Annotated in this window: 21 protein-coding genes; 19 read left to right on the forward strand and 2 right to left on the reverse strand. The window is 59.4% G+C overall.

The window, feature by feature from the left end:
• Positions 1–490: 490 nt before the first annotated feature.
• From PHV01_RS01300 to PHV01_RS01375, 16 genes are all read left to right on the forward strand, one after another.
• Positions 491–4852, forward strand: coding sequence for a glycosyltransferase (locus PHV01_RS01300; RefSeq protein WP_337289338.1), 4362 nt, complete (start codon positions 491–493; stop codon positions 4850–4852).
• A 212-nt stretch (positions 4853–5064) separates the two neighbouring features.
• Entirely contained in the window at positions 5065–5949 is an 885-nt protein-coding gene (locus PHV01_RS01305; RefSeq protein WP_337289339.1) for an HDOD domain-containing protein, read from the forward strand.
• Between the two features lie 15 nt (positions 5950–5964).
• Complete coding sequence (locus PHV01_RS01310; RefSeq protein ID WP_337289340.1) at positions 5965–6906, forward strand: Hpt domain-containing protein; 942 nt, start codon at positions 5965–5967, stop codon at positions 6904–6906.
• A gap of 13 nt (positions 6907–6919) precedes the next feature.
• Entirely contained in the window at positions 6920–9637 is a 2718-nt protein-coding gene (locus tag PHV01_RS01315; RefSeq protein WP_337289341.1) for a response regulator, read from the forward strand.
• Between the two features lie 96 nt (positions 9638–9733).
• Positions 9734–10369 (forward strand): response regulator transcription factor, encoded by a 636-nt coding sequence (locus PHV01_RS01320; protein WP_337289342.1) that lies wholly within the window; start codon positions 9734–9736, stop codon positions 10367–10369.
• Positions 10370–10618: 249 nt separating this feature from the next.
• Positions 10619–12499 (forward strand): tetratricopeptide repeat protein, encoded by a 1881-nt coding sequence (locus PHV01_RS01325; RefSeq protein WP_337289343.1) that lies wholly within the window; start codon positions 10619–10621, stop codon positions 12497–12499.
• Positions 12500–12611: 112 nt separating this feature from the next.
• Positions 12612–13460: a flagellin gene (locus PHV01_RS01330; protein WP_337289344.1), complete on the forward strand. Its 849-nt coding sequence runs from the start codon at positions 12612–12614 to the stop codon at positions 13458–13460.
• A 112-nt stretch (positions 13461–13572) separates the two neighbouring features.
• The gene (locus PHV01_RS01335; RefSeq protein WP_337289345.1) at positions 13573–13986 is read left to right on the forward strand and encodes a flagellar export chaperone FliS; all 414 of its coding nucleotides are present in this window, start codon (positions 13573–13575) and stop codon (positions 13984–13986) included.
• Between the two features lie 21 nt (positions 13987–14007).
• Positions 14008–15471, forward strand: a complete 1464-nt coding sequence (gene fliD, locus PHV01_RS01340) for a flagellar filament capping protein FliD (RefSeq protein WP_337289346.1) — start codon at positions 14008–14010, stop codon at positions 15469–15471.
• A gap of 29 nt (positions 15472–15500) precedes the next feature.
• The gene (locus PHV01_RS01345; RefSeq protein WP_337289347.1) at positions 15501–15866 is read left to right on the forward strand and encodes a flagellar protein FlaG; all 366 of its coding nucleotides are present in this window, start codon (positions 15501–15503) and stop codon (positions 15864–15866) included.
• A 1-nt stretch (position 15867) separates the two neighbouring features.
• Positions 15868–16230, forward strand: a complete 363-nt coding sequence (locus PHV01_RS01350) for a flagellar protein FliT (RefSeq protein WP_337289348.1) — start codon at positions 15868–15870, stop codon at positions 16228–16230.
• A gap of 11 nt (positions 16231–16241) precedes the next feature.
• Complete coding sequence (locus PHV01_RS01355) at positions 16242–16589, forward strand: hypothetical protein (RefSeq protein ID WP_337289349.1); 348 nt, start codon at positions 16242–16244, stop codon at positions 16587–16589.
• Positions 16586–17269, forward strand: coding sequence for a response regulator (locus PHV01_RS01360; protein ID WP_337289350.1), 684 nt, complete (start codon positions 16586–16588; stop codon positions 17267–17269). The genes PHV01_RS01355 and PHV01_RS01360 overlap by 4 nt, the downstream gene beginning before the upstream one ends.
• Before the next feature lie 20 nt (positions 17270–17289).
• Positions 17290–18765: an HD domain-containing phosphohydrolase gene (locus PHV01_RS01365; RefSeq protein ID WP_337289351.1), complete on the forward strand. Its 1476-nt coding sequence runs from the start codon at positions 17290–17292 to the stop codon at positions 18763–18765.
• Between the two features lie 133 nt (positions 18766–18898).
• Complete coding sequence (locus tag PHV01_RS01370) at positions 18899–19966, forward strand: ATP-binding protein (RefSeq protein ID WP_337289352.1); 1068 nt, start codon at positions 18899–18901, stop codon at positions 19964–19966.
• A gap of 11 nt (positions 19967–19977) precedes the next feature.
• Positions 19978–21456, forward strand: a complete 1479-nt coding sequence (locus PHV01_RS01375; RefSeq protein WP_337289353.1) for a sigma-54 dependent transcriptional regulator — start codon at positions 19978–19980, stop codon at positions 21454–21456.
• Between the two features lie 11 nt (positions 21457–21467).
• Here the strand turns inward: PHV01_RS01375 and PHV01_RS01380 are convergent, their stop codons facing one another.
• The gene (locus tag PHV01_RS01380) at positions 21468–22379 is read right to left on the reverse strand and encodes a flagellar motor protein MotB (protein WP_337289354.1); all 912 of its coding nucleotides are present in this window, start codon (positions 22377–22379) and stop codon (positions 21468–21470) included.
• On the reverse strand, positions 22376–23242 hold the full coding sequence (motA, locus tag PHV01_RS01385) for a flagellar motor stator protein MotA (RefSeq protein WP_337289355.1): 867 nt from the start codon (positions 23240–23242) through the stop codon (positions 22376–22378). The genes PHV01_RS01380 and motA overlap by 4 nt, the downstream gene beginning before the upstream one ends.
• Before the next feature lie 490 nt (positions 23243–23732).
• Here motA and PHV01_RS01390 point away from each other — a divergent pair, with 490 nt between their 5' ends.
• From PHV01_RS01390 to PHV01_RS01400, 3 genes are read left to right on the forward strand one after another with little or no spacing between them, the layout of a single operon-like run.
• Positions 23733–24101, forward strand: coding sequence for a response regulator (locus PHV01_RS01390; RefSeq protein ID WP_337289356.1), 369 nt, complete (start codon positions 23733–23735; stop codon positions 24099–24101).
• Between the two features lie 40 nt (positions 24102–24141).
• Positions 24142–25491 carry an ATP-binding protein gene (locus PHV01_RS01395; RefSeq protein ID WP_337289357.1) on the forward strand — a complete coding sequence of 450 codons (1350 nt, stop codon included), beginning with the start codon at positions 24142–24144 and terminating at the stop codon, positions 25489–25491.
• 1 nt (position 25492) lies between these two features.
• Positions 25493–26878: a sigma-54 dependent transcriptional regulator gene (locus PHV01_RS01400; RefSeq protein WP_337289358.1), complete on the forward strand. Its 1386-nt coding sequence runs from the start codon at positions 25493–25495 to the stop codon at positions 26876–26878.
• The last annotated feature ends 81 nt before the right edge of the window (positions 26879–26959 follow it).

Below are 26959 nucleotides of genomic sequence, written 5' to 3' on the forward strand. Positions count from 1 at the left end.
CATTGTCTATAGTGATCGTCAAGACTTCGGGATTGTTGAACGGTATGTTGCAGCGGCAGAGTTTGATTTTTGTCGGTTAACTCAACAAAACCTGCCTAATTATTGTTCGTTGTACCGTCGTCGGGTCTGGGATGATGTTGGAGGATACGATACCAGAATGGATTCATACGAAGATTGGAACTTCTGGATCGCAGCATGTAAAAGGGGTCATAGGGCCAAACGGATTCCGCGCGCCCTCTTTCATTATCGCGTTAAAGCGCAAAGTATGTACACAGATGCACTGAAAAAGGATAAGCAACTGAAGGCCCAAATTGTCTTAAATCATCCCGAACTCTACTCCATTCAGACCGTCCATGCCGCGCAACAAAGCGTAGTAGGTAAAACCGTCGCGCGCCAAGCGTCTGCCGCTCAGAGCGATTCACGTCAGATCTCTCTTCAGAGGCGCGAGGAGTCCGAGGACACATCGCAGTCATCACGGCCAGGCGAACGCATGCGTCTGTTGCTGGTGGTCCATGGCTTTCCTCCCCAAAGGTTGGCCGGGACTGAGCTGTACACCTATGCCCTGGCGCAAGAACTGCGCAGTCGGGGCCATGACGTGTGCGTGCTGTATCCTGACTACAGCGGGGGCTCAGAGGAGGGGACCATCGTTGAGGAGAGGTATGAGGGGTTAGAGGTGGCGCGCATTCACGTCAGGCCTGCAGACCTCATCAGTCAGTTCAATAATGAGCGGTTGCTGCCCCCGCTGAGGCAATACGTGTCACGTCTCAGACCGGATCTGGTCCACATCCAACATCTGATCGGCGTCTCGGCGGCTGCCGTTCAGGTGTTCAGGGAGCAAGGCCTTCCAAGCGTGATGACCATGCACGACGGATGGTTGATCTGCGAACAGTGCCACTTCTTGCAGCCTCATGGCGTCTACTGTAAGGATGGACCGGAAACTGTGGACAAGTGTGTGCAGTGCCTTGTTGGACGGTACGGTTTAACGCTTCAATCGGAACAGACACCCAAGATCTTCTATACACTGGCTTTACGCCGACAGTGTCTGGAACAGACTGTCAGGTCTATCGATACGATTATTGTCCCATCTAAGTTCATGCGGCAGATGCTTAGCCGTCACAGGTTTGAACACCCTCGTGTTACCCTGTCGCCGCTGGGACTGCCCACCTTCGATGTGCTTCCGTGGATACCTCGTACTGATCGGCTACGATTCACCTTTTTGGGGAATATCTGCTTTACTAAAGGTGTGGATCTGGCAATCCACGCGTTCAATCGCATTGACCCGAAAACGGCACGGCTGGACCTCTACGGCCAGGTTCAAGATCCGGCGTATTTTAGGCGGGTCATGACCGAGATCGAACCCCGGCATCAGGTGACATACCATGGGGCGTACAGTCCAGCCGACCTGGCGCGCATCCTGGCTGACACTGATGTTGCAGTCATCCCGTCGAGGAGCGAGCACTACCCGTGTATCGTTCGGGAATGCCTGCATGCAGGTGTGCCCGTTATTACCTCCAACGTTGGCGGTATTCCTGAGATTATTCAGGACGGTGAGAACGGTCTACTCTTCGAGGCGGGCGACTCCGATGACTTGGCCAAAAAGCTCCGCGTGTTTGTCAGCGATCCCAACCGAGTAACGACCTTTCGCCGGAGCGTCCGTTCCGTGAGCACTATTCGAGAGAATGCGGATCAACTGGAAATAATTTACAGAGATGCCCTGACCAGGAGATCTTGCGCCGAAACAGGCAAGGTTACCGGCGCACAGACCTCACGGGTCGATATTAGCGCATGGCTCCGCCGGGCCGATGAATGTGCCGCTAGAGAAGACTGGGCTTCTGCGCATGATGCCCTCAGGGAGGCACATGACCAAGCCCAGGACGATCCGCAGATCATCGTTGCTCTCGGCAACGTTGCATTGCGATTAGGCAACGTCGAGGCAGCACGGCGTGAGTTCGTTAAGGCTACGGTGTTGGCGCCAGATTACGCGCCCGCGCATGGTAACCTGGCTGCCGTACTACTGCGCCTAGGCTGCGCCGAAGAGGCCGAAGCATCGGCGCGCCGGGCGCTGGCACTCAACCCCCACGATACCGATGTTCTGAAGGTCCTGGCCCGCGTCTGCCTCGACAGCGAGCGTTATACTGAGGCAGTTCAAGCTTACAGCACCATTCTACAGGAGAACCCGAATGATGTAGAAACCCTCCTCGTTGTGGGGAATTGTTACGCCGAGGCTGGACGCCCGGAGGATGCCAAACGTTTCTACCAGCGGGTGCTGCAACTCAATTCGGGCAATACGGTCGCCGCCGAGAATCTGGCCGCCATAAGCGGGAACAGAGACGCTTCAGATAGTGTCACCCTGAGAGCCGACAGACTGTCGAAAGATCCCGAGACGTTGAGTGGGGCGAGATCTATCTCTCATGAACCACTCGTGTCCATCGTGATCGTCACTTACAATTCAGTCCGCACCATCCGGGCCTGTCTGGAGAGCGTCTTCAGCTCTACCCGATCCCCCCTCGAGCTAATTGTGGTAGATAATGCCTCCACCGATGCGACGCGCGCCGTCCTGGCGGAATACCAGGGCCGCATTACCGTGCTGGTGAACGCTGAAAACGCCGGGTTCTCGCGGGGTTGCAACCAGGGGATCCGTGCCTCCGCTGGCCAGCATGTGGTGTTGCTCAATCCTGATACGGTTGTCACCTCGGGCTGGTTAGAGCGGCTGCTCTCTCACGCGTCCGCTGGTGTCGGCGCGGTGGGGCCGGTTTCCGACTATGTGGCAGGGCTCCAGAAGTTTCACCTCTATCTGCCGGCCCATAGACCGGCCACGATGACGCTCGCTGAATTGGCTGACCTATTAGGCGGGGTTAATCAGGGCAAGGCCGTCGAAACGAAGCTGCTGATCGGATTTTGCATGCTGGTACCTCGAAAGGTACTCGATGAGGTTGGGCTGCTGGATGAGGATCTGTTCCTGGGAAACGACGACCTCGACCTGTCATGGCGATTGCGCCTGAGGGGCTATAGACTCCTTGTGGCCACCGATGCTTTTGTCCACCATGAGGGCCAGGTCAGCTTCAAGTCGGAGGCAGAGACGAAGACGTCGCGGCTTGTTCAGGAAAGCACCGACCGGCTCTACGCCAATCTCGTGACCCATTATGGGCCTGGCAATGTTCCAAGCCCCATGGAGCTTTGGGGGATCGACTGGTTCAAGCCGACTGCGGCAAGCTTTCGGGTTCGGGCGAAGGTCATGGAGGGGCAGCTTACGAGCATCATCATCCTGACCCACAATGGCCTTGAGCACACCCGGAAGTGTTTGGCGAGTATCGAGGCCCACACGCCAGAGTTGCATGAGCTTGTCATCGTCGATAACGGCTCAGACGATGGGACAATTGAGTACCTGCGTAGCTACATGGCTGCGCATGACAACGTGCGCGTCATCGCAAATCGGAGCAATCGAGGCTTCGCCGCCGGGAACAATCAGGGGTTGGCATTAGCTCGAGGCGACTATCTGTTGCTACTCAACAACGACACCATCGTCACTATAGGCTGGCTTCAGCGGATGCTGCAGGTGTTCCTAGCGCATCCTGACGTTGGTATCGTCGGGCCGATGTCCAATTATGTTTCGGGCCCCCAACTGGTCCGGGAGGTCTCCTACAAGGGCCCAGAGGGGCTTGAAGCTTTCGCTGTGAAGTGGGCTCAAGGCCACGACGGGCAAAGCGCCGAGGCGACCCGGGTGGTTGGCTTCTGCCTGCTGACGCGGAAGGAGGTCATTGCGCGCATCGGTGGGTTGGACGAGCAGTTCGGCAGCGGCAATTTTGAGGATGACGACTTCTGCATTCGGGCGTTTCAGGTCGGCTTTCGAGCGCGGATCGCGCTGGATGCCTTCATTCATCATACCGGAAGCCAGACGTTCAAATCCGCCAAGATCGATTACCGTCAAAGCCTCATGCGTAACTGGGAGCTGTTCAAGGCGAAGTGGGACATCCCTGCGGACGCCCCCTACGAAAAGGGATATCGCTTTCCGGCTCAGACAGCCAGGGAATCAAACCCGTCTATCCCGCTTCCGGATGTCGGCGCCGACCATTGGTGTGAGGACCAAAGCCACTGGTGGCAGGAGACCTGTGGTGAGCCTGTCGAACGCATTGATAAGGTTGTGAGCCAGGCTCAGCCAGCCGTGACAGGGGAGGCGCCGCTCAGTGTCGTCATCGTTTCCAACGGCCATGGGCTTGCCCCCCTGTGGCCGTCGCTTGTCCAGCATGCGAAGCACCCGCTGGCAATTACCATTCTTCCATCACACGGAAACGGCAATGGCGCTGAGCCGGCGCATGAAGCGGTGTGCCCCGGCGGGTGGCGGATCGGCACAAGCAATCTCCCCACCGTCCGGCTGCTCAATCAGCTCCTGGAATCTGTTCACGACGATCCGGTGATTCTGCTCTCCAGTGACCTGATCCTTACGCCGGGGTGGCTTAAGCGCCTACTGGCGGCGTTCGACCGTGACCGGCGCATCGCCGTCGTTGGTCCAACGTTGAATCAAGGTCCAGCCACCCAGCGGGTCAAGGCTGACTACAAAGGGACCGGCAAAGCGCTTCGGCAGTTCGCTCTGCGCCGGGCGCACCGATACGGGGAGAAACTGGCGGAGGTGGACAACCTCGCCCCTTTCTGTACCATCTTCAAAGGCAGTACATGCCGCGCCGTCGAGCCGCTTCGCGAAGATCTGGACCTTTCGACCTCGCTACACGACTACTTTGCCAGACTCCGGCAGGCCGGCTGTACAGTGGCCGTAGCGCTGGATGCCTATGTGCATTACGAGCCGCCTGCCGATCTGCCCTCGAGGGGGCCTCGCCGAGCTGACGCCGACCCTTGACGCGCTTGCCACGATGGCTACCAGGTACTCCGCTAGAAGTCAAGGTCTGCACGTAAGCGATACCGCTTAATGATTTGTCGAGACCGACCGATAATATCCTGTGTGCGCGAGAGGGAGGGTAATCCGGGACCGCGAGATGGGCTCCTGGCGACTCGAAACGTGCTGAGAATATGGGTGATCTGTAGATTACCAAACCGGTTCAAGGAGAGATCATGAGCCGCTCAACCATCGTGTTCGATACGGCTGAAGGAGAGTTGAACGAGATCGCGGGTCGTATTCGAGAGGTCTCCGCGATGATGCCTCAGCTTGTGATGGAGATCATTCGGATTGTCAACGATCCGCGATCGTCGGCGATCGAGTTGCAGGTCGCGGTCGAACGCGACCCCTCGTTGGCTGCGCGCCTGCTACGAACGGCGAACTCAGCCGCCTATGGCCTGCGCCGGCAAGTCGGCACCGTACGTGATGCGATCATCTACCTGGGGTACAATGAAGTCAAGAATCTCGCCGCTACCGCGTCCCTCGCTGACATCTTCAAGGCGGACGCCACGGTTGGCTGTTATAGTCGGAAGGGCCTCTGGCGACATCTGGTTTCTGTGGCGGTTGCGTCCCGTTTTGTGGCATCGCGTTGTGGCGTCCGGCGGTATGAGGAGGCCTACATGGCCGGTCTATTGCACGATTTTGGCCTCATTCTAATGGATCAGTTTGTACATAAGGCCTTCAACGACATCGTGAGGGTGGTCTCGACCGGCAGACCGCTTTGCGAATGTGAGCGGCAGAGGCTGGGATTTGACCACACGCAACTTGGCGAACGGGTGGCCTGTCATTGGAACCTTCCCGCTTCAACGATGGCAGCCATCCGATATCATCACCGCGCCGATGTCTGTGAAGGCGACAGTCGGCCGATCGCGCAAGCTGTTGAGATCGCGGACTTCCTGTGTTCTGCGAAACAGCGGAGCGCTATCGGCATCGGCAGGGTCGATTCCCCCAGCGGTTCCATCTTTGCCGCCCTGTCGATCGATCGCCAGGGGTATACGGTCCTTTGGGACGATCTCGATCGGGAGTTGGCAAAGGCCGATGTGCTGATGGGACTGGAATAAGCTCGGCGACACCTCATGACGGACCAACTCCTCCTATCCGAACAGTTAGACCGTTTCTTCGGTCCAGAGAAGGAGAGATCAGAGGCTCGACCAGGATGGGATCTGGTATGCGTATTGGAGGCGAGAATTATACAACTGGAGCGACAGCAGCAGGTCTTTGAGGAGGAACACCGACGAATTGTCGCCCAGCATTTGGAGACCTCTGATGCGCTCCTCACGGAACAGCAAAGCGCTCTTGCGCGTCTGGAGCAGGAGGTAGCCGCTCGGACCCGAGCGTGGAAGGAGCGCGCCGTCATCCTTGAGCAGGCAAAGGCAGTATCAGAGGCCCAGAGTCTGGCGATACGGCAACGTCTCCTGGCCTTCGCTTATGCAGCCGACGCGCAGATGAAGGTAATCCTGGAGGCGGTGGGTGCGATGGGTAGGGGGATCCACGCTCAGGAGGGGCGTGAAGCGTTGGAATCCATCCGATTCTCGGCTGCCGCTCTGCTGAGCCTTATTGATACTTGCTGCGGTCGAGGTATGCAGAGAATGGCCGGTGAGGATGCCTGCAGAACGGGTGAGCACGGTGACGACACGGCTACTCTATGTCAGGTTGACGGATCTCAGACGGATTCAGGCGGCCCCTTCGATCGTGCCGTGGCCTTGACCCGTGCGGGTGGTGACGCAGTCCTCCTCCAGGAATTAGCAACACTGTTCTTGACCGATGGTCCGAAGCACCTGCTAGAGGTAAAGGTCGCTCTCACCAGGGGGGATGGGCCTGCCCTCAGCCGGGCGGCCCACACACTCAAGGGCGCGGCCGAATTATTCGGCGCAGTGGCGGTGATACGGGCAGCCTCTGAGCTGGAAGGACTGAGACGGGCCGGTGATCTCGCACGAGCGGAGAGGGTGTGCGCTGATCTGGAGGCAGCCTTCACCCGACTGCTGACTGCCCTGACAGCGTTCGTGCGGGAGGGGTGAGAGGGGGCGTGCCATGATTCGTTTTCAATGCCCAACCGCACTCGTTGTCAATGATGGCCCTACTCAATTGCGGCTGGTGGCCGCCCTCCTGGAACAGGAGGGCATAAGGGTCCGTTCTTTTGTCAGTGCCGAGGAGGCGCTTCGTTCCCTGGTCGATCACGGTCCGGTCGATCTGATCGTCACCGACCTATATATGCCCGGCATCGATGGGTGGCGGTTCTGTCGGCTGCTTCGGTCCCCCGAGTATGCGGCCTTCAACGCGATCCCGATTCTCGTCATTTCCTGGACCTACGCCGGAGTAGATGCCCGACTCATTAGCGTCGACCTGGGCGCCAATGCTTTCCTCTCCGCCCCCTTCGATCCGTCGAGCTTCCGGTCTGCCGTACGGGATCTGTTGAATGGTCGAACGCCGGTCATCCCCTTGACGGTCCTGATCGTCGAAGATAATCCGCTCCAGTCCGAGGTACTGAAGCAGGCCTTTGAGGCCCAGCGGTACATCGTCCATGTCGCGAAGACCGGTGAGCAGGGGCGGTTCCTCTTCAGGACATCTACGCCACAGGTCGTGATCCTCGACGACCGCCTGCCCGACACGATGGGCATCGAACTCCTGTGCGAATTCAAACAGCAGGAGGCGCCGACCGTCATCATCATGATGACCAGCAATCCCACGCCGGCCCTGGCCCTTGAATTCATCCAGAAGGGGGCCGATGCGTATGCACACAAGCCGTTTGAACCGGGCTATCTTGTCGAACTCTGTGAGAAGGCGCGACGCGAGCGGTCCTTGCTCTGGGTCAGGGACCTGTTGGAGATTCGCACCAAGGCCCTGCGTGAATCCGAAGCCCGATACGCGGTCGCCGTCGATGGGGTGAACGATGGACTGTGGGATTGGAATCTGGAAACCGACGAGGTCTACTGCTCCGCCCGTACCATGGCGATGGTCGGCCTACCAGCGCAGGAGGCGCATCTTCCGATGGCAACATGGTGGGCAAGAGTCCATCCGGAGGATCGCGACGAGGCCACAGCAGAGCTTCAGTCACACCTTGGCGGGTTTACCGTCCATTATCAGGCTGAGTATCGGGTGCGGCATGAGGATGGCTCGTATATATGGATCTTTGATCGGGGCATGGCGCCGCACGATGGGCTTCTGAAGCCCAGACGGATGGCCGGTTCCCACACCGACATCACCAAGCGGAAGCGGGTGGAGGTTGCTCACCGGATGCTCACGACGGCGATCGAACAGGCAGCCGAGGCGATCATGATTACCGATACGGCGGGAGCAATCGAGTATGTCAATCCGGCCTTTGAGCAAGTGACCGGCTATTCGAGGCCGGAGGCGCTGGGGCAGAACCCACGACTGCTGAAGAGCGGTAAACAGCAGGAGGATCACTACAGTGAGATGTGGGAGACGCTCACGCGCGGCGAGGTCTGGAACGGCCGTCTTACGAATCGACGCAAGGATGGGACGCTCATTGAGGTGAAGGAAACGATCGCTCCGGTCCGGGATGCTGCTGGTCGCATCATCAACTATGTGGCCGTTCTGCAGGACGTCACGCAAGAGGCAAAGATCGAAGCTCAAATGCGCCAGGCGCAGAAGATGGAGGCGATTGGCGAACTGGCCGCCGGGGTTGGCCACGATTTCAACAACCTGCTGGCCGCCATCCTGGGCTCTGCTACTCTTCTCAAGATGGGAGCGGAACCGGGGGATTCGGTGTTTCGCGCTGCCGATGTTATTCAGCAGGCCGCCGATCGGGCTGCGCGATTGACGAGCCAGCTCTTAGGCTTTGCGAAGCGAGGGAAGCACCAGCATATCACGGTAGATCTGCATCAAGCCATTCGGGAGGTCGTCTCGTTCTTGAGTCAAACCATCGACAAGCGAATCACTATTACTCATCAGTTCAAGGCTGAGCAGGCGACGGTGATGGGTGATCCGGATCAGATCCAGCAGGTCCTGCTCAACATCGCCATCAACGCCCGCGATGCCATGACAGATGGGGGGGAGCTTTACTTCGAGAGCGACGTTGTCGAACTCGATGCGGAATACTGCCGATGGCATACGGGTGCGGTACCCGGTCTTTATGTCATGGTCGCCATCACCGATACCGGTCACGGCATCCCCCGAGAGACCCAGGACCGGATCTTCGAGCCGTTCTTTACCACGAAGGAACAAGGGAAGGGGATCGGGATGGGGTTGGCGATGGTCTATGGGATTGTCAAGAACCACGGCGGTTCGATCCGGCTGTACAGTGAGGTCGGACAGGGGACCACCTTTAAGGTGTATCTCCCACTGGTTGCTGCCGCGATGCCACACCCTGCCGATACGAGACCGCTCGAACCCATTGTCGGTCAGGGTCGCATCCTCCTCGTTGATGACGATCAGCTCGTACGGGAATCCTCTACCGACTTGCTGCAGCACCTTGGCTATGAGGTTGTGATTGCCGAGGATGGTCAGCAGGCCGTGACCTACTATCGTGAGCATGGCTGCGAGATCGATCTTGTCCTCCTTGACCTCGTGATGCCGAGGCTCGGAGGACGCGAGACCTTTCATGCCCTCAAAGCGATCAATCCGTCGATCAAGGTCATCATCTCAACCGGCTATGGGCATAATGAGGCGGTACAAGCGCTGCTTGATGAGGGGGTGGTCGGTTTTGTGCCGAAGCCGTATTACCTTCGTACCCTCTCGGAGATGCTGGCCAGGGTGTTAGGGGAAAGGCAAAGCGATTATGGGTTTTAGGCCGCTGATCAAACCATCCGGCAGATCGCGATCCTTGCCGATATCACTGAATATAAATAGGGTGATGTGGCCATTCGGCAGGCCAGGGATACTGCCATGCGGATCCTGATTGCCGAAGACAGCCTCGTATCGCGTCGCCTGTTAGAAGCTACGCTCAAGCGATGGGGGCACGAGGTGATCACAACCTCTGATGGCTCCGAGGCCTGGCAGGTATTAGAGGCAAGTGAGGCGCCCCCACTCGCGATTCTCGATTGGGTGATGCCGAAAATGGATGGTCCTGAGCTTTGCCGGAGGATCCGTCAGACGCAAGAGATCTCCTCCATGTATGTCATCCTGCTCACGGCCAAAGGAATACGTGAGGATATCGTGGCGGGACTCGATGCAGGGGCCGATGACTATCTGATCAAGCCGTTCGATCCCGAGGAATTGCGGGCCAGGGTTGATGTGGGGCGTCGCATTGTCGAGTTGCAGCGGAGCTTGGCGGATCGCGTCAATGAACTGGAAGAGGCCCTGTCACAAGTGAGAAGTCTCCGTGGTCTCCTGCCGATCTGTGCCTATTGCAAGAAGATCCGGGATGACAAGAGTTACTGGCAGGAGGTTGAAGGATACATCAGCAGGCACTCCGAGGCGCAATTCAGCCACCATATCTGCCCGAGTTGCTATGAGAAGTGTGTGAAGCCTGAGCTTGAACGGATAGAAAGCTGGCAAGAAACTGGAACTGCCCTTCGCTAAGGTCGTTACCTCGCACGTCGGATCCTCACCCCCCCTCGCCCCGCACGTCGCACGTCGATGGAAGATCGTAATTGCTTAGGTGTTTAGGCTGAAGACCGAAGGCTGAAGTATCCTAAAAGCCTTTAGCCTTCAATCTATCTACCTGAGTCGTTTCAAAAAACCGCTCATGCCTCAATCCTCTGGCGCCGATAGAAGTACAAGAAGTTAAACGCGGCGCATGATCAGGAGAATGGGACGAGGGAGCGGTCGATGAGACGCAATAAGCAAAAGGGGGCTCACCTACAGGTTGCGAGGCGATCGACCCTTTCCCTCTGCATGATCGTTAAGAATGAGGAGGCGAATCTCGGCCGCTGCCTGGAGAGCGTCACGGGGGTCGCCGACGAGATCATCGTTGTCGATACCGGCTCGACCGATCGAACCGTCGAGATCGCGCGGCAGCATGGGGCCAAGATCTTCTCGCATCAGTGGAGCGACGACTTCGCCGCCGCGCGAAACGTTTCACTGCGATCTGCTACCTCCGACTGGATCCTGGTGCTGGATGCGGATGAGGCCTTGGCCAAGGAGGACCGAGGTTGCCTCCGTGCCCTTTTGCGCCAGGACGGTCCGACCGCCTATCTGCTGAATATCGTAAGCCCCGTGAACGACCGGCGATCGAGTCACGCCGTCATCAACGCCTTTCCGCGCCTGTTCAGGAACCGTCCGGAGATCCGATTTGAGGGGCGATGCCACGAGCAGGTCACACCGTCGATCGCCCGGGTCGGTGGGACCGTGAGCCCCTCTGAAATCCAGGTGCATCACCGAGGGTACCACGGCCTCTGGGTTGACCTCTCCGCCAAGCGACAGCGTAACGTCCGCCTTTTACGCCAGCAACTCGCTGATCACCCCGAGGATCCCTTAGCCCACTTCCATCTGGGCGAGGTCTATGGCCTGGAGGGGAGGATTGATGAGGCGATTGTCTGCTATCGGGCCGCCCTATCGCTCCCAGGCCTACCACCCACCAACCGGTCTGTAGCCCGGCGAAGCCTGGCCGCCTGCCTGCTCAACCGGCAGCAGTTCGAGGAAGCATGGCAGGAGTGCTGCCTCGCGCTCAAGGAGGACTCAGGCTACGCGATGCCGCATCTGACCGGAGCGATCGCCCTCGGGAAACTTGGGCGGTACGAGGCCGCCATCCAGCAGATCGACCTATATCTGGCGAAAGCCGACCGACCAGGGCGAGGCATTCATGGCGTCCTGGGCTATGAGCCGAACCAGGCCTATGCCTGGTCGTTCAAGGGCAACTGTCTCTTTGCGCTGAAGGAGGTCAATCGGGCGCTGGACTGTTATAGGACCGCCCTCTCCTTCGACCAGGATTCGCCGGATGGTCACCTTGGGGTGGGAAAGATTCACCGACTCCAGGGGCGAGCCCAGGAGGCAGCAGTGGCGCTTGAGAAGGCCGCCGCGCTGTTCGAGCAGATGCCGCAAGGGCACCTCACCCTCGCCGAGACCTACGCCGAGCTCGGGAGATGGGCGGAGGCGATCACGGCATGCGAGCGATTCCTTCAAGCCTGTCCAGAGGATAACGGGGGATTAGAGTTACAGGCGCAGGCTCTGCTGAAACTGGACCGCCCGGCTGAGGCCGAGGTGATCTACCGCCGCCTCGTAAATCGAGCGCCATCCGGTATGGCCTACTTCGCCCTCGCGTGCCTCGCCGATGCCCGTAGCGACCGCCAGGAGGCGACCGCCCTATGTCGCAAGGCATGGGAGCTGGAGCGGACCGACGCCCGCATCCCGTTCCTGTTGAGTTGTTGCCTGATCGAGGCCGGCGAGTACAGGAAGGCGCTGGCCGCCCTGCTGGAGGCCGAGCGTCTTGCGCCAGGGACGCCGGAAATTGCAGCGCGCCTGAAGCTGCTAGGACGGCTGCTGGAAGTAGGGGCGTCACTTGCTGCGCCGAGTGCGGATGACGAAGCACAAAATCCCCCCATCCCCCCTTTACAAAAGGGGGGACATACGCCTCTGACCCCCCCCTTTACAAAAGGGGGAGGCGGAGGGATTTGTCGTGTGGGACGCGATGTGCGAGCATCTAGCCCCAGACACCCGACACCCTATATCCTACATCATATGGCTGAGGATGGTCGCGCTCCGCCCCCCTGAACTGTGAACCCCGAACGGTGAACCGTAAACGCTTTTTCGGACCGGGCATGGATGTCCGGTTCACACACCAGGCAACGCAAGATTGTGTTGCCGCTACACGGAGGTAGCTAACATGGCTATTGGTGATCTGACCCGTATCAATACCAACATCGCAGCCTTCAATGCATTGAACAGCTTGAAGAACATCGGCAATCAACTGGGCGTCACCCAGCTTCGGCTCCAGACCGGCAAGCGGATCAACGAAGCGGCCGACGATCCGGCCGGCTTCTCGGTTGTCGGCAAACTGAATGCGCGGGCACGAGGCCTTGCGACCGCCCTCGACTCTGTCGGGACATCGACCAACATGCTCTCCATCGCTGAGGGCGCGATGCAGTCGATCCATGACAACCTTCTAAATATGCGAGACCTGATCCTTCAGGCCACCTCGAATAACCTCGGGAGCGATGAGCGCACCGCCATCGAGCAGCAGCTCGACGATCTGACATCTGAGATCGGCCGTCTGCGCGACGCGACCACCTTCAACGGACAGAAGCTGCTCGATGGGACCTTCACCGGGAAGCGGGTCCTGACGGGAAGCGAGACAACCGACACCATCCTTGTGAGCATCAGCCAAGACTTCGATCCCACGAGCACCACAGGCCTGGGACTTGCGGACGCCAGCATGGATGTCAGTACCGCCGCCCTTGCCTCCACCTCGCTGAGCTACGTGGACACGGCGCTCGGGTCGGTTAGGTCGCAGATCCAGAACGTCGGATCGGTGAGCAGCCGGTTGCGAAGCATTTCGGATAACCTTTCCGTCGCGGTCACCAATACGAAAGCGGCGGCATCAAGGGTTCAGGATGCCGACGTAGCCGCCGAACAGGTCAACGCCGTGAGGCTCCAGATCTTGCAGCAGTTGGCGACCGCCCAGCTCACCCAGGCGAATAGCGGGCCACAGCAGGTCCTGGCGCTCTTCAGGTAAGTAGGCTAGTGTTCTACGACATCGCACCCCTCCTCACCCCTCCCCCCCGTACCCTTTGGGTAGGGGGGGGAGGGGACGGGTGGGGGGGCTTTCGAATGAAGAGGAGGCGTAGATGACACCATCTGTCAGTCCGCGTTCTGTCTCAGTGGAACCTGATCGGTTGCCGGCGGTCTATTTTGCGGTGAATCCGATGGCCTCCTATCAGAGCGCCCAGGTTCTTGGGGCTTCCCCCATGCAACTCATCCTGATCGTGTACGACCTAGCGCTCACCGCCTGCGGCCGCCGCGATACGGAACGCGCGCGCCGGGCTATCACTGAACTGATTGCAGCCCTGAACTTTGACTACCAGGAGATTGCAGTCCCTCTGTTTCGCCTGTATGAATACTGCCTGAGTACGGTAAGCGCAGGGTCGTTTCATGAGGCATCAAATATCTTGAGACAATTGAAGGAGGCGTGGGAGACCGCCCTGAAGGAGAGCGGTCAACCCTCAGCATTCGGCTATCAGCGGTTGAGTGCTGATCGCTGACCACTGATGAAGGTGTGAGCCATGTCTCTTACTGAGATTCTACCGGCATCGGTTTTTCAGCTCAATGTTGAGGGCCTGGTTGCAAGTGTCATGGCCGTGGAGCAACAACCGCTTACCGGGCTGCAGACCGACCAGAACACCCTCTCCCGCCGATCCGCGACACTCAGCGACCTGAAGAGTGCGCTGAGCGCGCTCCGATCCAAGGCTCAAGCCCTAACCCAGGCGGGGACGCTGTCGCCCTTTCAGGTCAAGGCGGTGAGTTCAAGCAGTGCCACCGTTGCGATGGCGACTGCCTCTCCATCGGCCTTGGCGGCGGTCCACACGCTCTCTGTGTCTCAACTCGCCAAGTTGAGCACCGTCGTTTCACAACAGCTCACCGGGAGCGCGACCGATGTGGTGACGACGGAGGGGATTGGTACGAAGAGCGTGAAGATTACCTACGATGGCACTGATCCCGCGACGAGCGGCACGGCCGTTACGGTGAATGTCACGCTGAATGCCGGGGATACCAACGACACCATCCTCACTAACCTCGCTACGACGATCAACAGCGACTCGACGCTCGGTGCGAAGATCAGCGCATCTGTCGTCAATGACACCGCCACTACTGCCCGGCTCGTGTTGACCAGCAAGCAGACCGGCCAGGCTAACAAGGTCCGGGTCGCCGACGCGACGGGCTCCCTGCTGAGCACGATTGGACTCAACAGCGGGATCGCCTCGACAGGGACAGCCGGCGGGTTTCTGTACGCGGACACCGCCCTTGACGCCAAGTTTACGCTGGATGGCCTGGCGATGACGCGGAGCAGCAACAGCATAAGCGATGTCCTCACGGGGGTAACGATCAATCTGCTCGGGCTTTCGGCGTCGGATATGACGCTCACAGTCAGCGCCGATAAGACCTCGATGAAGGCGAGCGTCCAGGCGTTCCTGGATGCGTACAATAAGGCGTTGACGTTCTTGCGGGAGCGGACCCTTGTGCAGGTCAGCGCGACGACCTCCGGCGCCAGATCCACAACGGTGAATTCGGTGATCAGGGGCCCGTTGGCAGGCGAAATGACGTATAGGTCGTTGGTGTCGAACCTCAGATCCGACGTCGGCAGTTCGGTGAGTTCCGTGCAGACAGGGAATCCGGCCCTTTTAGCCGATATCGGGATAACGGCGGCCTCGAATGGAACCCTTTCTATCAGTGATACCACCAAGTTTGATAGTGCGATTGAGACGAAACTCAGTGGGCTGACCGATCTCTTTGCCTCGACGGGCGGTGTTGCCACTCGACTTATGACCCGCCTGGATGGGTTCGTCAACAGTGGGGGGCTGATTGATGGCAGCCTCTCCACTGCCACGTCGAAGGCGCAGAATATTAACCAGCAGATCACCAGGCTGCAGGATCGACTGGTGATCAGGGAAGCGGCCTTGCGGAAGCAATTGTTGGATCTGCAAAAGGCGCTGAGCGCGCTCAGCGCGCAGCGGTTCATCTTACAGTAGTAGGCCCTTCAACAGAAGGGGGGAAGGTCATGACAGACATAGGTCACGAGAGCAAGCCAATCGAGCCGATAGTTGGGGTTAGGTCACCCGGAGGCGAGATCGGCGTCCCTTCACCGCCTGGAGGGGCAAGCCAAAAGGCGGTCGGATCGAGACCGTCTTCTCTCGCAACGCTGGAGGTCGCCCTCCCCGATCTGAGAAAAGTCTTAGAGGGCCTCGGCTCACACCAGAATGTCGGACTTACCTACGTCATCGACCGGGAGACCCACAGCGTCATCATTAAGGTGATCGATCGTGATACGAACGAGGTCCTGAGGCAGGTTCCTTCGGAGGAAATGACGAAGCTCAGAACCGTTATGCGGGACCTCTTCGGATTGCTGTTCAAGGCGAAGGTGTAAGATGGCTCTCTCCGACGACACCCGACATCGGCTTGACCGAAGAAGCGAGCAGTATGACGAGATCCTACGACTGACCCTGCAGCAGCGCGAGGCCATCAGGGGCGGCGATCTGGAACGGCTGCTGACGCTGCTCGCTCGCAGGGGGCCGCTCATCGAGTCCCTTCCAGTGGATCAGGACGGAGACCGGGAGCAGACGCGGCGGCAAGCGATTGCGGAGTTGGATAGGGCCAATGAGGCGTTGCTGCTCGCTTGGCGCGAGGGGGTGGTTGCCGAGCTTGGCCTGCTCCAGCGCGGAAAGAGCGGACTGGGAGGCTACCGGGTGGGCGAGTCGGCCGATGCGGCCTTCATCGACTTGGCTTCCTGAAGGAGACCGCCATGCGAATCGATCAGGTTCGGATATCTGAGATGCTGAAGGCGTACGAGAAGAGCCGAGTAGGGAGCAGCCGGAAGCAGGGGGGGGATCGCGACCGCTTACCCGCCGTCCGAGACGAGGTCATCATCTCTACTGAGGCGAAGCGGCTCATGATCCGCGACCGGGTTGTGAGTCAAGTGGTCGAGCGACTCAGGAACCTTCCGCCATCGCACAACCCCCTTTCAGAGGTCGATGTCGTCCTCGAAGAGGCGGCGCGGGATAGTGGGCCCGCGCCAATGGACCCGGAGGAGAAGGCGCAGATCAGAGAGACGAGCGTCGGTGATCTTCGTAGAAAAAGAGCGTTGCCGTGACACAGAGGCCTGCTTTGAGCGCTATCGAAAGGGTCAGCAATCCGGCTGAGTCGTATTCGCTGCTCATCGTCGATGACGATGATCTGATCATGTCGCTTCTGCGCGATCTCCTGGCGCGAGAGGAGCGGTATCGGATCTCGACTACCCCAGATCCGATGGAGGCGCTCACGCTGCTACGGGCCGGCCCGTTTGACTTACTCATTACCGATTACCGAATGCCGGAGATGACGGGGCTCGACCTCATTCGCGAAGCGAGACGCTTGCATCGTGACCTGATCGGGATCCTGATTACAGGATTCGCGTGGCCGGACGCGGCGGCTGAGGCAACGGAGGCCGGCGCGTACGACCTGATGCTCAAGCCGCTGAATATCGGGGAGGTCCGAGTCACGGTCCGGAACGCTTGTGAACGGATCCGCTTGGTTCGGGAAAACCGTCGCTATCAGAGTGAGCTGGAACAGGCGAGGGCGGAAAGCGCGCGAGGTGCAGAGGCGGAAGGGCCTTCAGCGCCGATCGCTGAGATCGGCCTCTTCCCTCCCACCCCTTCCCCTGCCGGCAAGGGGCCGAAGAAGGAGGAGCAGGTGCTTGACCAGTTAGAGCGTCTAGGGAAGCTCTATCAGATGGGTCTCCTGACGAAGGAGGAGTTCATCCTGAGAAAGGCCAGACTGCTTGGCCGGACCTAATTTCAGAGGGGGGATTTGCTATGACCGATGGGTTGCGCGTGCTGGTCGCCGAGGATAATCCGGAAATGTTGGAGCTTCTCGGGACACTCCTTGAAGCGGAGCGGTGCCAGGTTGCGCTCTGCCCGGATGGCGCGTCAGCCCTGTTGCGGATCGCCCAGGAGCCGTTTCATCTTATCTTGAGCGATATCGCGATGCCTGGTGCCTCTGGCCTCGAGATCCTCGACAGGTCGAGCGCCATGACGGCCGGGATCCCGGTCGTCTTGATTTCAGGACAGGTTGATCTCGATACCGCGCTGTTCGCCCTCCGACGTGGCGCTTTCGACTATCTGCTCAAGCCATTCCGTCTGGACGATATCCGAAATCTCGTCCGGCGTGTTCAGCGACTGCACGGCTTTGCAGAAAACGAGGCTGGGGAGCGGGTGCCCAAACAGGCGGGAATGAACGGCCATCGACCTCAGGAGATCCTGATCAGGAAAAGTCGAGCCCTCCAACTGATTGCTGGGTCCGCTAAGGTGCTCGGCGAAACCCATGACCTCGGACGCCTCATGGGGACTATCCTGGAACTGGCCATGTGGGGCGTCGGCGCGGAGCAGGGGGTGCTCCTGATCGCCTCGGAAGCTGAGGGCAGGATGAGGGTCGCCGCGAGCAGGGGCTTCCGTGAGACCGTGAGGTCCGGCGACGAAGTGGGGAGTGTGGATGAGCTCTGGCGCCTCGCCGATCTCCCCTCCGAGATTGCGTCATCCGTCGTCCCGTTGATCGTGAAGGGGCGGCAGGTCGGCGAGATGGCGCTAGCCAATCGGCGCGACCCCGAATCGTTCTCGATGGCGGACCGCGAGATGCTCGATATCCTCGCTCAGCAGGCCTCTGTGGCGCTGGAGAATCTCTCGCTCTACGCGACAGTCGAATCGAGTGTCTTTGAGGGAATGCGTGCCCTGGTTGTGGCGCTCGAGGCGAAGGACCCGTACACCGAGGGCCACTCGTTGCGGGTGGCCGGGACCGCCGTGCAGATCTGTCGGCAGATGGGACTGGGGAGCAACGTCGAAGATCTGGTCCGGTATGCCGGGGCCCTCCATGATATCGGCAAGGTGGGGATCCCTGATGCTATTTTGCAGAAGCCGGGTAAGCTGACTGCGGAAGAGTACGCGCGGATGAAAGAACACCCCGTCGTCGGCTGGAAGATCCTCACGCTGTTCAGCTTCCTGCGGGAGGAGGCCGTTATCGTCCGGCACCACCACGAGTGGATGAACGGCGGTGGCTATCCTGACGGTCTAAAGGGTGAGGAGACTCCGCTGCCGGCGAGGATCTTGGCGATGGTCGACGCCTATGACGCCATGACGACTACTCGCCCCTATCGAGCGTCACGAGGGCATGAGCAGGCGGTCGAAGAACTCTGTCGTTGTGCAGGTCCTCAATTTGATCCGGAGGTGGTCGAGGCATTCGCTTCACTTTCCCCGCAAGACCTCTGCGTCCCAGCTACCGCATCCTCCCACACTTGACAAGCCTCAGCTAACAGCATATTATCCCACCCTGTTCTTCCTGGCGATTGTGTGACCTCAGCGTTCAATAGCGGCCATTCATCTCCTCTCCTTCGAGGCGGGAGGAGGTAGGTGGGAGCACAGGACTCAACCGATGGATCGGGTCGCGGTACTGGGTGAGGCGAGATCTACGTTAGATCTGGTGGTAAGCGCCTTTGAGTGCCAAGGGGTCGAAACCGCCGTAGTTGAGGACTGCGCCGAAGCGGCGGCGACCCTCTCGGACAAGCCCCACCTCCTCATGATTCTCTGTCTGGCGAAGGTTGAGGAAGAGGATCTGGGGGTAATCCCACACTTCCTGACCGCCTTACCTGACACGCCAATCGTCCTGGCCCTGCCTCCGCCCAGCCTCGAAATGGCGCTTCGGGCGATCCGTTTCGGAGCGTCTGATCTGTTACTCCTCCCCCCCTCTATGGAGACCGTCAAGGATCTCCTGGTCCGGGCGCGCTTCCTCCGGCAGGATAGGGCGCTGCGGAAGCTGACGGCCCTTTTACAGATCTCCAGTTGGTTCGCTCACGAGGTCAGGAATCCACTATCCGGGATCCTGAACAGCGCCCAGTTATTGATCGAAGGGTCCGCTGGTTCGACCGGGCTCACCACAGGCTCATCCGATCCCACCCAACGCTACTTAAAGATCATCATGGAAGAGTGCAACCGCCTGGAGCAATTCCTCAAGCGCCTGACCGAGGTTGGGCGATCCTCTCGGGGGCCGGTTGTTCCGACTGACCTGAATAGCGTGGCGGAGCAAGTATTAGCCCGCGCGGTGCCGCGGTTGCGAGCGCAGGGCATTCAGTTGCTGCGAAGGCTCGACTCGCAGTTACCGGATGTCCGGATCGACGTGGCGCGTGTGGAGCTGGCCATCTCACGCATCATTGAGAATGCCAAGGAGGCGATGCCGACGGGCGGTGTGATGACGGTCGCGACTCGCCATCGACCAGAGGAGAAGATGATCGAGTTGGAGGTGATCGACACTGCTCTCGTGGTCGGTCTGGAGCGTGAACGACAACTCTTTGATCCGTGTATGTCTGCGAGGTTGCAGGGAGCTGGGGCAGGGCTGGCCTTTGCGCTGCAGATCTTCGCCGAGCATGGGGGCGAATTGTGGTTGCGGGCTCATGCGGATCAGGGGTGCAGCATCCTGGCGCGACTACCCCTTAACGGGCGGTGAGGGCGACGCAGATGGCGCTTATTCTCATTGTTGATGACGAGAAGAACCTGAGACTGACGCTGTCTGAGGCCTTGCAGCGGGAAGGTCACACCGTGCTCACGGCCGCCGATGGCGCCGAGACGATTGACATCTGTGCGCGGCTCTCCCCTGATCTTATTCTGCTCGATCTGATCCTACCAGACCTGAACGGTATCCAGCTTTTGAAGCGGATCCAGCGGGCTTCAGGTCCGCCCATCATCATCATGACCGCCTACGGTGAGGTTCGAAGCGCCGTGGAGGCAATGAAGCACCAGGCCTACGATTATATCTGTAAGCCGTTTGACTTGGAGGAGCTCCGGTTGACCCTCCATCGCGTACTGGAGGAGGTGCGAACTCGTCAAGAGGTCGAGCGGCTGCACGGGGTTGGTGAGGGAGAGTACCGGTGCGGGGTATTTATTCGGAAATCGGAAGCGGCTAAGGGCCTCTGGCAGGTGGTGAAGCGAGCCGCCGCCAGCTCGACCCGCATCGTCTTACTCCAAGGCGAGACGGGGACCGGTAAGGAGCTGGTAGCGAAGGCCCTCCATTACGAGTCTGCACGCCGCGCGCATCCGTTTGTCGATCTCAACTGCGCCGCCATCAACGAGACCCTCTTCGAGAGTGAGCTCTTTGGACACGAACGTGGCGCCTTTACAGACGCAAAGGGCGCCAAGCGAGGGCTCTGCGAGCTGGCCCATCAGGGGACGCTATTTCTGGATGAGATCGGCGAGATGGCTATGGGTCTTCAGGCAAAGTTTCTTCGCTTTCTCGAGGAGTGGAAGTTCCGACGGGTTGGGGGGGTGCATGACATTCAGGTTGATGTACGGGTGGTGGCGGCGAGCAATCGGGACCTCAAAGAGCTGGTTGCCCAGGGGAAATTCCGGGAGGATCTTTTCTACCGATTGAATGCGATTCGGATCGCCCTCCCTCCCCTGCGCGAGCGTAGGGCCGACATCGTGCCGCTGGCTACCTTTTTCCTCCATTCGAGCAACGCCGTCTTTGGGAAGAGGATTCTGGGATTGACGCCGGATGTCGAGCGGCGATTCGAACGGTACGCCTGGCCAGGGAATGTGCGACACCTCAGGAATGTCGTCGATTATCTGGTGATGATGGAAACGGAAGAGTTCATTCAGCCGATCCACCTGCCGCCAGAGATTGCCGGTCTGGAGGGGGCTCAGGAAGCCGGTGCCACGGACGCGCCTATCGTATCTGCCGCGCCCGCGACGCAGACAGGTCCTGCTTCCCTGAGGTTCGAAACCAGCGGGAGCGCCGAGGGTGGACCGCGCCAGAGCCTGGCCGAGGTAGAACGGGCCCATATCGACCGAGTCCTCAAGGAGGTCGGCGGCAACAAGACAGAGGCGGCAAAGGTTCTGGGCATCTCAAGGCAGACGCTGCGAACCAAACTTGCGTTCGACTGCCGGCATAGTTCGGATAGTCCGCAGGGGGATGGTCGAACCTCGATCGCTGAGGGCTAAGCACACACTTCTTACCCCTTACTGTTCTGGCTCTCCACAAGAGGCTTGATCGGTAAGCCTATCCTGAGTCCTGTCGTGGGGGGGGTGGTCCCAGTCGATGTCGTCAGGTATCGTACCAGGATGCTGATCCGGCGATTGGCGGTATCGAGCGGGTCCTTTGGGTTCAGGAGGTGCTGGTCCGCGTACCCGATCACCCTGGCTACCTGGTTCGGTCGTAGCCCCGCCTCTTCTATCGCGCGTCTGGCACTGTTGGCCCTGTCTGTCGAAAGTTCCCAATTCGAGTAGTCCGGCTTACTGTTATAACTGTAAGGACGGGCGTCGGTGTGTCCTTCGAGGACCACCTGATTCGGAAGCTTGGATACCTCCTTTGCGATTGCCGCGAGCAACTCCCGGGTGACCGGCTTCAGACGGGACGAACCGAGATCAAAAAAACTGTCACGGTTGCCTTCGATAAGCTGTACACGAAGCCCCTCATTGGTGATCTCGATTCGGATCTGGTCTCGAAGGGCCTGCAGCGTCGGAATGCGCTGGATGGCCTGCTTGAATTGCTCCGCCGCCCCATCGAGGTGTTCACGGTCCAATGTGTCGTTCTCTGGCGGCTTTTTCGTATCCTCCGGCTCCTGACGTGAAGCCGGGACTGGATCGCCTCCTTGAGAGATGATCCCCTTACCCCCCTTCGACTGGATGCCTCCTGGTGAGCCGCCTTTCGAGAAGTTCGATGGGTCCTTGAAATAACCCGCTACCGCTTCCTTGACCGACTTGCTCTGTCCGACGATCCAGAGCACGATGAAAAGGGCCATCATCGCGGTCACGAAGTCGGCATAGGCCACCTTCCAGGCTCCGCCGTGATGACCGCCATGGCCGCCCTTCTTTTTGACGATCTTGCGTACGTCGCCGTTCTCCTTCTCCGATGCGTCGCTCATGCCGTCTCCTTGATGGGTGTCCCCTTGCAGGCTGATTCCATCTCCTGGTTCGATGGCCGATCGTAGCTGAAGATGACCCGCCGACCAAACTCAACAGCGACGATGGGTGGCGCGCCGCGCGCAAACGCGACCAAGCACGCCTTGATGCAGGCCAGGTACTTCCCCTCGCATTGCGCTTGATGCTCGAGGTTCTGGGCCATCGGCTGAATAATGCCGTAGGACAGCAGGATTCCAATGAACGTGCCGACTAGGGCGGTGGCGACCTTGTGTCCGATCTCCGCCGGCGGGCCGTCGATCACCTGCATGGTGATGACGATACCGAGGACAGCGGCAACGATGCCAAGACCCGGAAGGCTGTCGCCGACCTTGTTCAGGATCGACGAGGTTTGGCTGCCCTCTTCATGGTGTGTCTCCAGTCCGGTCTCCATAATAGTGTCGAGTTCATCGGGATTCGCGGCCCCGTCCACCACGAGGCGCAGTGAGTCGCAGAGAAAGGCCATCGCATGGTGGTTCTTGGTGAATCCCTTATACTTGGAGAAGATCGGGCTCTTCTCGGGGGCGACGAGGTCCGAGTCGATGGCGGTGAACCCTTCCCGTTTGGCCTTTGTGAAGAGGTCGTGCATGACCTGCAAGACTTCCAGATAGGCCTGTTTGCTCAAGCCTGACCCGAGAATACCGATGACTTGGCTCATGAGGATCTTGAGGACTTTCAGTGGAACGGCGATGAGCAGGCCGCCAATCACGGCGCCGCCGATAATGAGCAGCTCCACCGGCTGGATGAGGACCAGAGGAGGTCCTCCCTCCATGGTGAAGCCGCCGACAACCGCTCCGAGGACTACAACGACTCCGATGATTGCCAGCATCGCGCCTCCTTGTCGTCTCGTGAGTGTGGGGCTGTGCAACTCTGGTAGATCATCGGCACGCCGTCTACAGAACTTGATAGGATTGTTTCGACAGTTCCCGCCGCGTTCCCCCTCCGAGCCTCCACCATCTGCCATCGCGCTTGAACCCCTGAGCGGTAAGCTTCTTTCCGCCCCGGCTAAAATTTATTCCTTCTCTCTACCCAGCTTACTTTCGATAAGTTCCAGCCATACCGCTCTGCCTACGGCCAGATCCTGACCGCCGGCCTCACTGTGCGGCTCTCAACCCTTCCATAATCCCTTTTGAATCGTGCCCGTTTGATACACATTGCGACCTGCATGTGGCAATTTTGGCCGTCTCACGTTTGGCACTCTGCTTGCTTCACTATGTTTCGGGTCTTAGAACGTGAGACATGAATATCGACGTACGAAGAGTAGGGGATCAGGCGCCTATCAACCCATCGTTCAGCCAGAACCGGGAGGATGCCAGAAAATGCGAGTGTTGATCGTGGACGACTCTGCGACGATGCGCCGGATCGTCCGGAATAATCTCAAGTTCGCCGGCTATGACGATGCCGTAGAGGCAGGTAATGGGGTAGAGGGCCTGGCCTGTCTAGCGGACAACCCAATCGATCTGGTCATCACCGACTGGAACATGCCGGAGATGAACGGCATCGAGTTCGCGAAGGCCATCCGCTCGAAGGATCAGCACAAGGACCTGCCGATCTTGATGATTACGACGGTAGCGGAGCGAGAGAATATTATGATCGCGCTCTCGGCTGGGGTCAGCAATTACATCGTCAAGCCGTTCGACGCCGAGACTCTTAAGAAGAAGCTCGATCAGATCCTGGCCGCTGCCTGAGGGCCGCAGTACCCCAGCGCTGCCGAGGCAGGAGACACGCATGACCCACAGCTCTATCAGCTCAGACCTCTCGATCGATGCCGTCTCCGTCCAGATCCGCGATGCCTTTCAAGGCTTTACGGGGGTGGCTGAGCGACTCGAACAGGCCTACGCTACTCTTCGAGAGCAGGTGGCGGTCCTCAACCTCGAATTGAATGACACCAACCTCCGTCTAACCCAGAGCCTGCATGAGAACACTAGGATTCGCCGCTACCTCTCGAACCTCCTCACGAGTATTGAGAAAGGGATCGTTGCCGTCGATGCTGCCGGTCAGATTACGCTCTGGAGCGGAGGAGCGGAACGGCTGACCGGTTTCACGGCTGCCGAGGCATTGGGCGGACAGGCCGATCGCCTCCTGGGTGAGGATGCGGCGGTCCTCCTCCACGGACTTACCGGGGAGGGACATGACGGCCACAGAGAGGGGCGGATCATAAGAAAAGATGGGTACATTCTGGAGGCTGAGATCACCGCATCGCCGATCCGCGACGAAGGAGGGAAGGTGCTGGACACCCTGTTGATCTTCGATGACATCTCGAAGCGGAAATGGATGGAGGAGCGGCGACGGCGATCGACCGCCCAGGCCGGGTTGGAGGAAATGGCGGTCACGCTTGCCCACGGGATCAGGAATCCACTGGCCTCGATCGAGTTGCTGGCTACGCTTCTTGCCGAGGAGACCCAGGCCGATGCCCGGACAAGCCATCTGGCCCAGGGTATCCAGGCAGGCGTCGCGTCCGTCAACACCATCTTGACCAACCTGTTGGCCTTCACCAGACCTGTCAAGCCCTGCTTGAAGCCGCTCGATCTGCATAGGGTCATCGAGGAGGCGCTCAGCACGGCATTGTACGCTCTCAAGGAGCGGCAAATCGATCTGATCAGACTCCATCACTCAGGCCCCCTTGAGATCGATGGAGACCGGGAGCTGTTGAAACAGGTTCTCCTGAACCTCATCCTCAATGCCGTTCAGGCGATGCCGTCGGGTGGCACACTCAGGATCAGCACCAGGGGCCCAGAGGGCGAGTCCCCTGTATCGGTTGGAGGCCACACCACAGCAGACGGTCAACCGACCAGATGTCGCCCTAAACACGGCGGCATGAATGGAGGTGAGTTCGTGGAGGTCAAGGTGTCCGATAGTGGGTGCGGCATTAGCGAAGCGAATCTGGAGAAGATATTCCTGCCGTTCTTCACCACAAAGCCGAAAGGTGCAGGGCTTGGCTTGGCCATTGTCGAACGGATCCTGGAACGACACGGGGCCAGGGTAAGCCTGGAAAGCCGAGTGGGGAAAGGGACCACCTTCCGCATCCTGTTTAGGAGTCGGTGCCAGGCTATGGCGTCCGCCCAAGGAGGAATCTGATATGAAGCCTCGTGTCCTGGTGGTGGACGATGAGCCCCTGGTGCGGACCGCCCTCTCTGAGACGATCCGGCGGAAGGGGTTTGAAAGCGTGATGGCCTGCGATGGGGAGGATGCCCTGCTGCAGTTTAAGCGCACCCCCGCCCCGCTGATCTTTGCGGATATCCGGATGCCCAGGATGGACGGGCTGGAACTGCTCAAGCAGATCACGGCGATCGAGTCCCCCCCACGCGTCGTCTTGATCACGGCGTACGGATCGGTGGAGACGGCCGTCCAGGCGATGAAGGAGGGGGCCTTTGACTTCCTCATGAAGCCGTTTTCCGCACAGCGGGTCGAAGAGATCCTGGAGCGGGCGCTCGGCGCTGAGACGCCTCATCCAGCCGACGGACCTGCGTCGACCATCGTCAGCCGTGATCCCAAGATCCTGAGTCTACTCACCACCCTCAAACGGGTGGCGGATGACTCGGCGTCGATCCTTCTCCGGGGCGAGAGCGGCACAGGCAAGGAACTGTTCGCTCGTCAGGCGCATCTGTGGAGCAAGAGGTCCCAAGGCCCCTTTGTGGCGGTCAACTGTGCGGCGATTCCGGAGTCGTTGCTGGAGAGTGAGCTGTTTGGCTACGAGCGTGGCGCCTTTACAGGCGCGATCACCCGTCGCGTGGGGAAGTTTGAGGCGGCTGATCGCGGCACCCTCCTGCTGGACGAGATCAGTGAGATGTCGGCGACGCTGCAGGCGAAGCTGCTCCGGGCGCTGCAAGAGCGGACCATCGATCGGATCGGCGGATCGCGGCCGGTCGAGATCGACATTCGCGTGGTTGCGACCACCAATCGGGATCTCAAGGAGGAAATTCGCCAGGGGCGGTTTCGCCAGGATCTCTACTACCGTCTGGCGGTTGTCCCGGTTGTCCTTCCGCCGCTGCGCGAGCGGAAAGGCGATATCCCGCTTCTGGCGCGACATTTTCTGATGCACTACAGGAACCTATCAGGAAGCCCGGTGCGAGAGATCTCATCTGCGGCGATCAAGCGACTGGAGGAATGGTCGTGGCCGGGCAACGTGCGCGAGTTGGAGAGTTGCATCCATCGGTCGATCCTCCTGTGTAATCGAACTCGCCTCGAGCCCTCCGATCTGCTGCTGGAGCATGTGATCGACTTGCCGACCACCGATCAGATCCCGAATGTGGCCGACGGCTCATTTCGCGCCATGGAGAAACAACTGATCCTGGAGACGCTGGCCAAGGTCGGCGGGAATCGGATGAGGACGGCGGAAATTCTCGGCGTGAGCGTTCGAACGATTCGGAACAAGCTGCGGGACTATCGAGAAGAGGGGAAAATTTTGCCCATCGCGGGCCGAGATCTTGCCGCCTCTACGGCCTCTGTCCGGGAAAGCTCATAAGAACGCTGACTTCCGTCATGGCACGCCCTTTGCTGCTCCCTCTGTTATCGTGAGGGGCGCTGACCCTTCGGACGAAAGGAT

This window comes from Candidatus Methylomirabilis sp., from assembly GCF_028716865.1.
GTDB lineage: Bacteria > Methylomirabilota > Methylomirabilia > Methylomirabilales > Methylomirabilaceae > Methylomirabilis.

Excerpts from the sequence above, each read along its gene's own strand:
- PHV01_RS01320 (WP_337289342.1), top strand. The coding sequence starts at position 9,734 with ATGCGGATCCTGATTGCCGAAGACAGCCTCGTATCGCGTCGCCTGTTA.
- PHV01_RS01325 (WP_337289343.1), top strand. The coding sequence starts at position 10,619 with ATGAGACGCAATAAGCAAAAGGGGGCTCACCTACAGGTTGCGAGGCGA.
- PHV01_RS01400 (WP_337289358.1), top strand. The coding sequence starts at position 25,493 with ATGAAGCCTCGTGTCCTGGTGGTGGACGATGAGCCCCTGGTGCGGACC.
- PHV01_RS01310 (WP_337289340.1), top strand. The coding sequence starts at position 5,965 with ATGACGGACCAACTCCTCCTATCCGAACAGTTAGACCGTTTCTTCGGT.
- PHV01_RS01370 (WP_337289352.1), top strand. The coding sequence starts at position 18,899 with ATGGATCGGGTCGCGGTACTGGGTGAGGCGAGATCTACGTTAGATCTG.
- PHV01_RS01365 (WP_337289351.1), top strand. The coding sequence starts at position 17,290 with ATGACCGATGGGTTGCGCGTGCTGGTCGCCGAGGATAATCCGGAAATG.
- fliD (WP_337289346.1), top strand. The coding sequence starts at position 14,008 with ATGTCTCTTACTGAGATTCTACCGGCATCGGTTTTTCAGCTCAATGTT.
- PHV01_RS01375 (WP_337289353.1), top strand. The coding sequence starts at position 19,978 with ATGGCGCTTATTCTCATTGTTGATGACGAGAAGAACCTGAGACTGACG.
- PHV01_RS01330 (WP_337289344.1), top strand. The coding sequence starts at position 12,612 with ATGGCTATTGGTGATCTGACCCGTATCAATACCAACATCGCAGCCTTC.
- PHV01_RS01350 (WP_337289348.1), top strand. The coding sequence starts at position 15,868 with ATGGCTCTCTCCGACGACACCCGACATCGGCTTGACCGAAGAAGCGAG.
- PHV01_RS01380 (WP_337289354.1), bottom strand. The coding sequence starts at position 22,379 with ATGAGCGACGCATCGGAGAAGGAGAACGGCGACGTACGCAAGATCGTC.
- PHV01_RS01355 (WP_337289349.1), top strand. The coding sequence starts at position 16,242 with ATGCGAATCGATCAGGTTCGGATATCTGAGATGCTGAAGGCGTACGAG.
- PHV01_RS01345 (WP_337289347.1), top strand. The coding sequence starts at position 15,501 with ATGACAGACATAGGTCACGAGAGCAAGCCAATCGAGCCGATAGTTGGG.
- PHV01_RS01395 (WP_337289357.1), top strand. The coding sequence starts at position 24,142 with ATGACCCACAGCTCTATCAGCTCAGACCTCTCGATCGATGCCGTCTCC.
- motA (WP_337289355.1), bottom strand. The coding sequence starts at position 23,242 with ATGCTGGCAATCATCGGAGTCGTTGTAGTCCTCGGAGCGGTTGTCGGC.
- PHV01_RS01305 (WP_337289339.1), top strand. The coding sequence starts at position 5,065 with ATGAGCCGCTCAACCATCGTGTTCGATACGGCTGAAGGAGAGTTGAAC.
- PHV01_RS01335 (WP_337289345.1), top strand. The coding sequence starts at position 13,573 with ATGACACCATCTGTCAGTCCGCGTTCTGTCTCAGTGGAACCTGATCGG.
- PHV01_RS01390 (WP_337289356.1), top strand. The coding sequence starts at position 23,733 with ATGCGAGTGTTGATCGTGGACGACTCTGCGACGATGCGCCGGATCGTC.
- PHV01_RS01300 (WP_337289338.1), top strand. The coding sequence starts at position 491 with ATGCGTCTGTTGCTGGTGGTCCATGGCTTTCCTCCCCAAAGGTTGGCC.
- PHV01_RS01315 (WP_337289341.1), top strand. The coding sequence starts at position 6,920 with ATGATTCGTTTTCAATGCCCAACCGCACTCGTTGTCAATGATGGCCCT.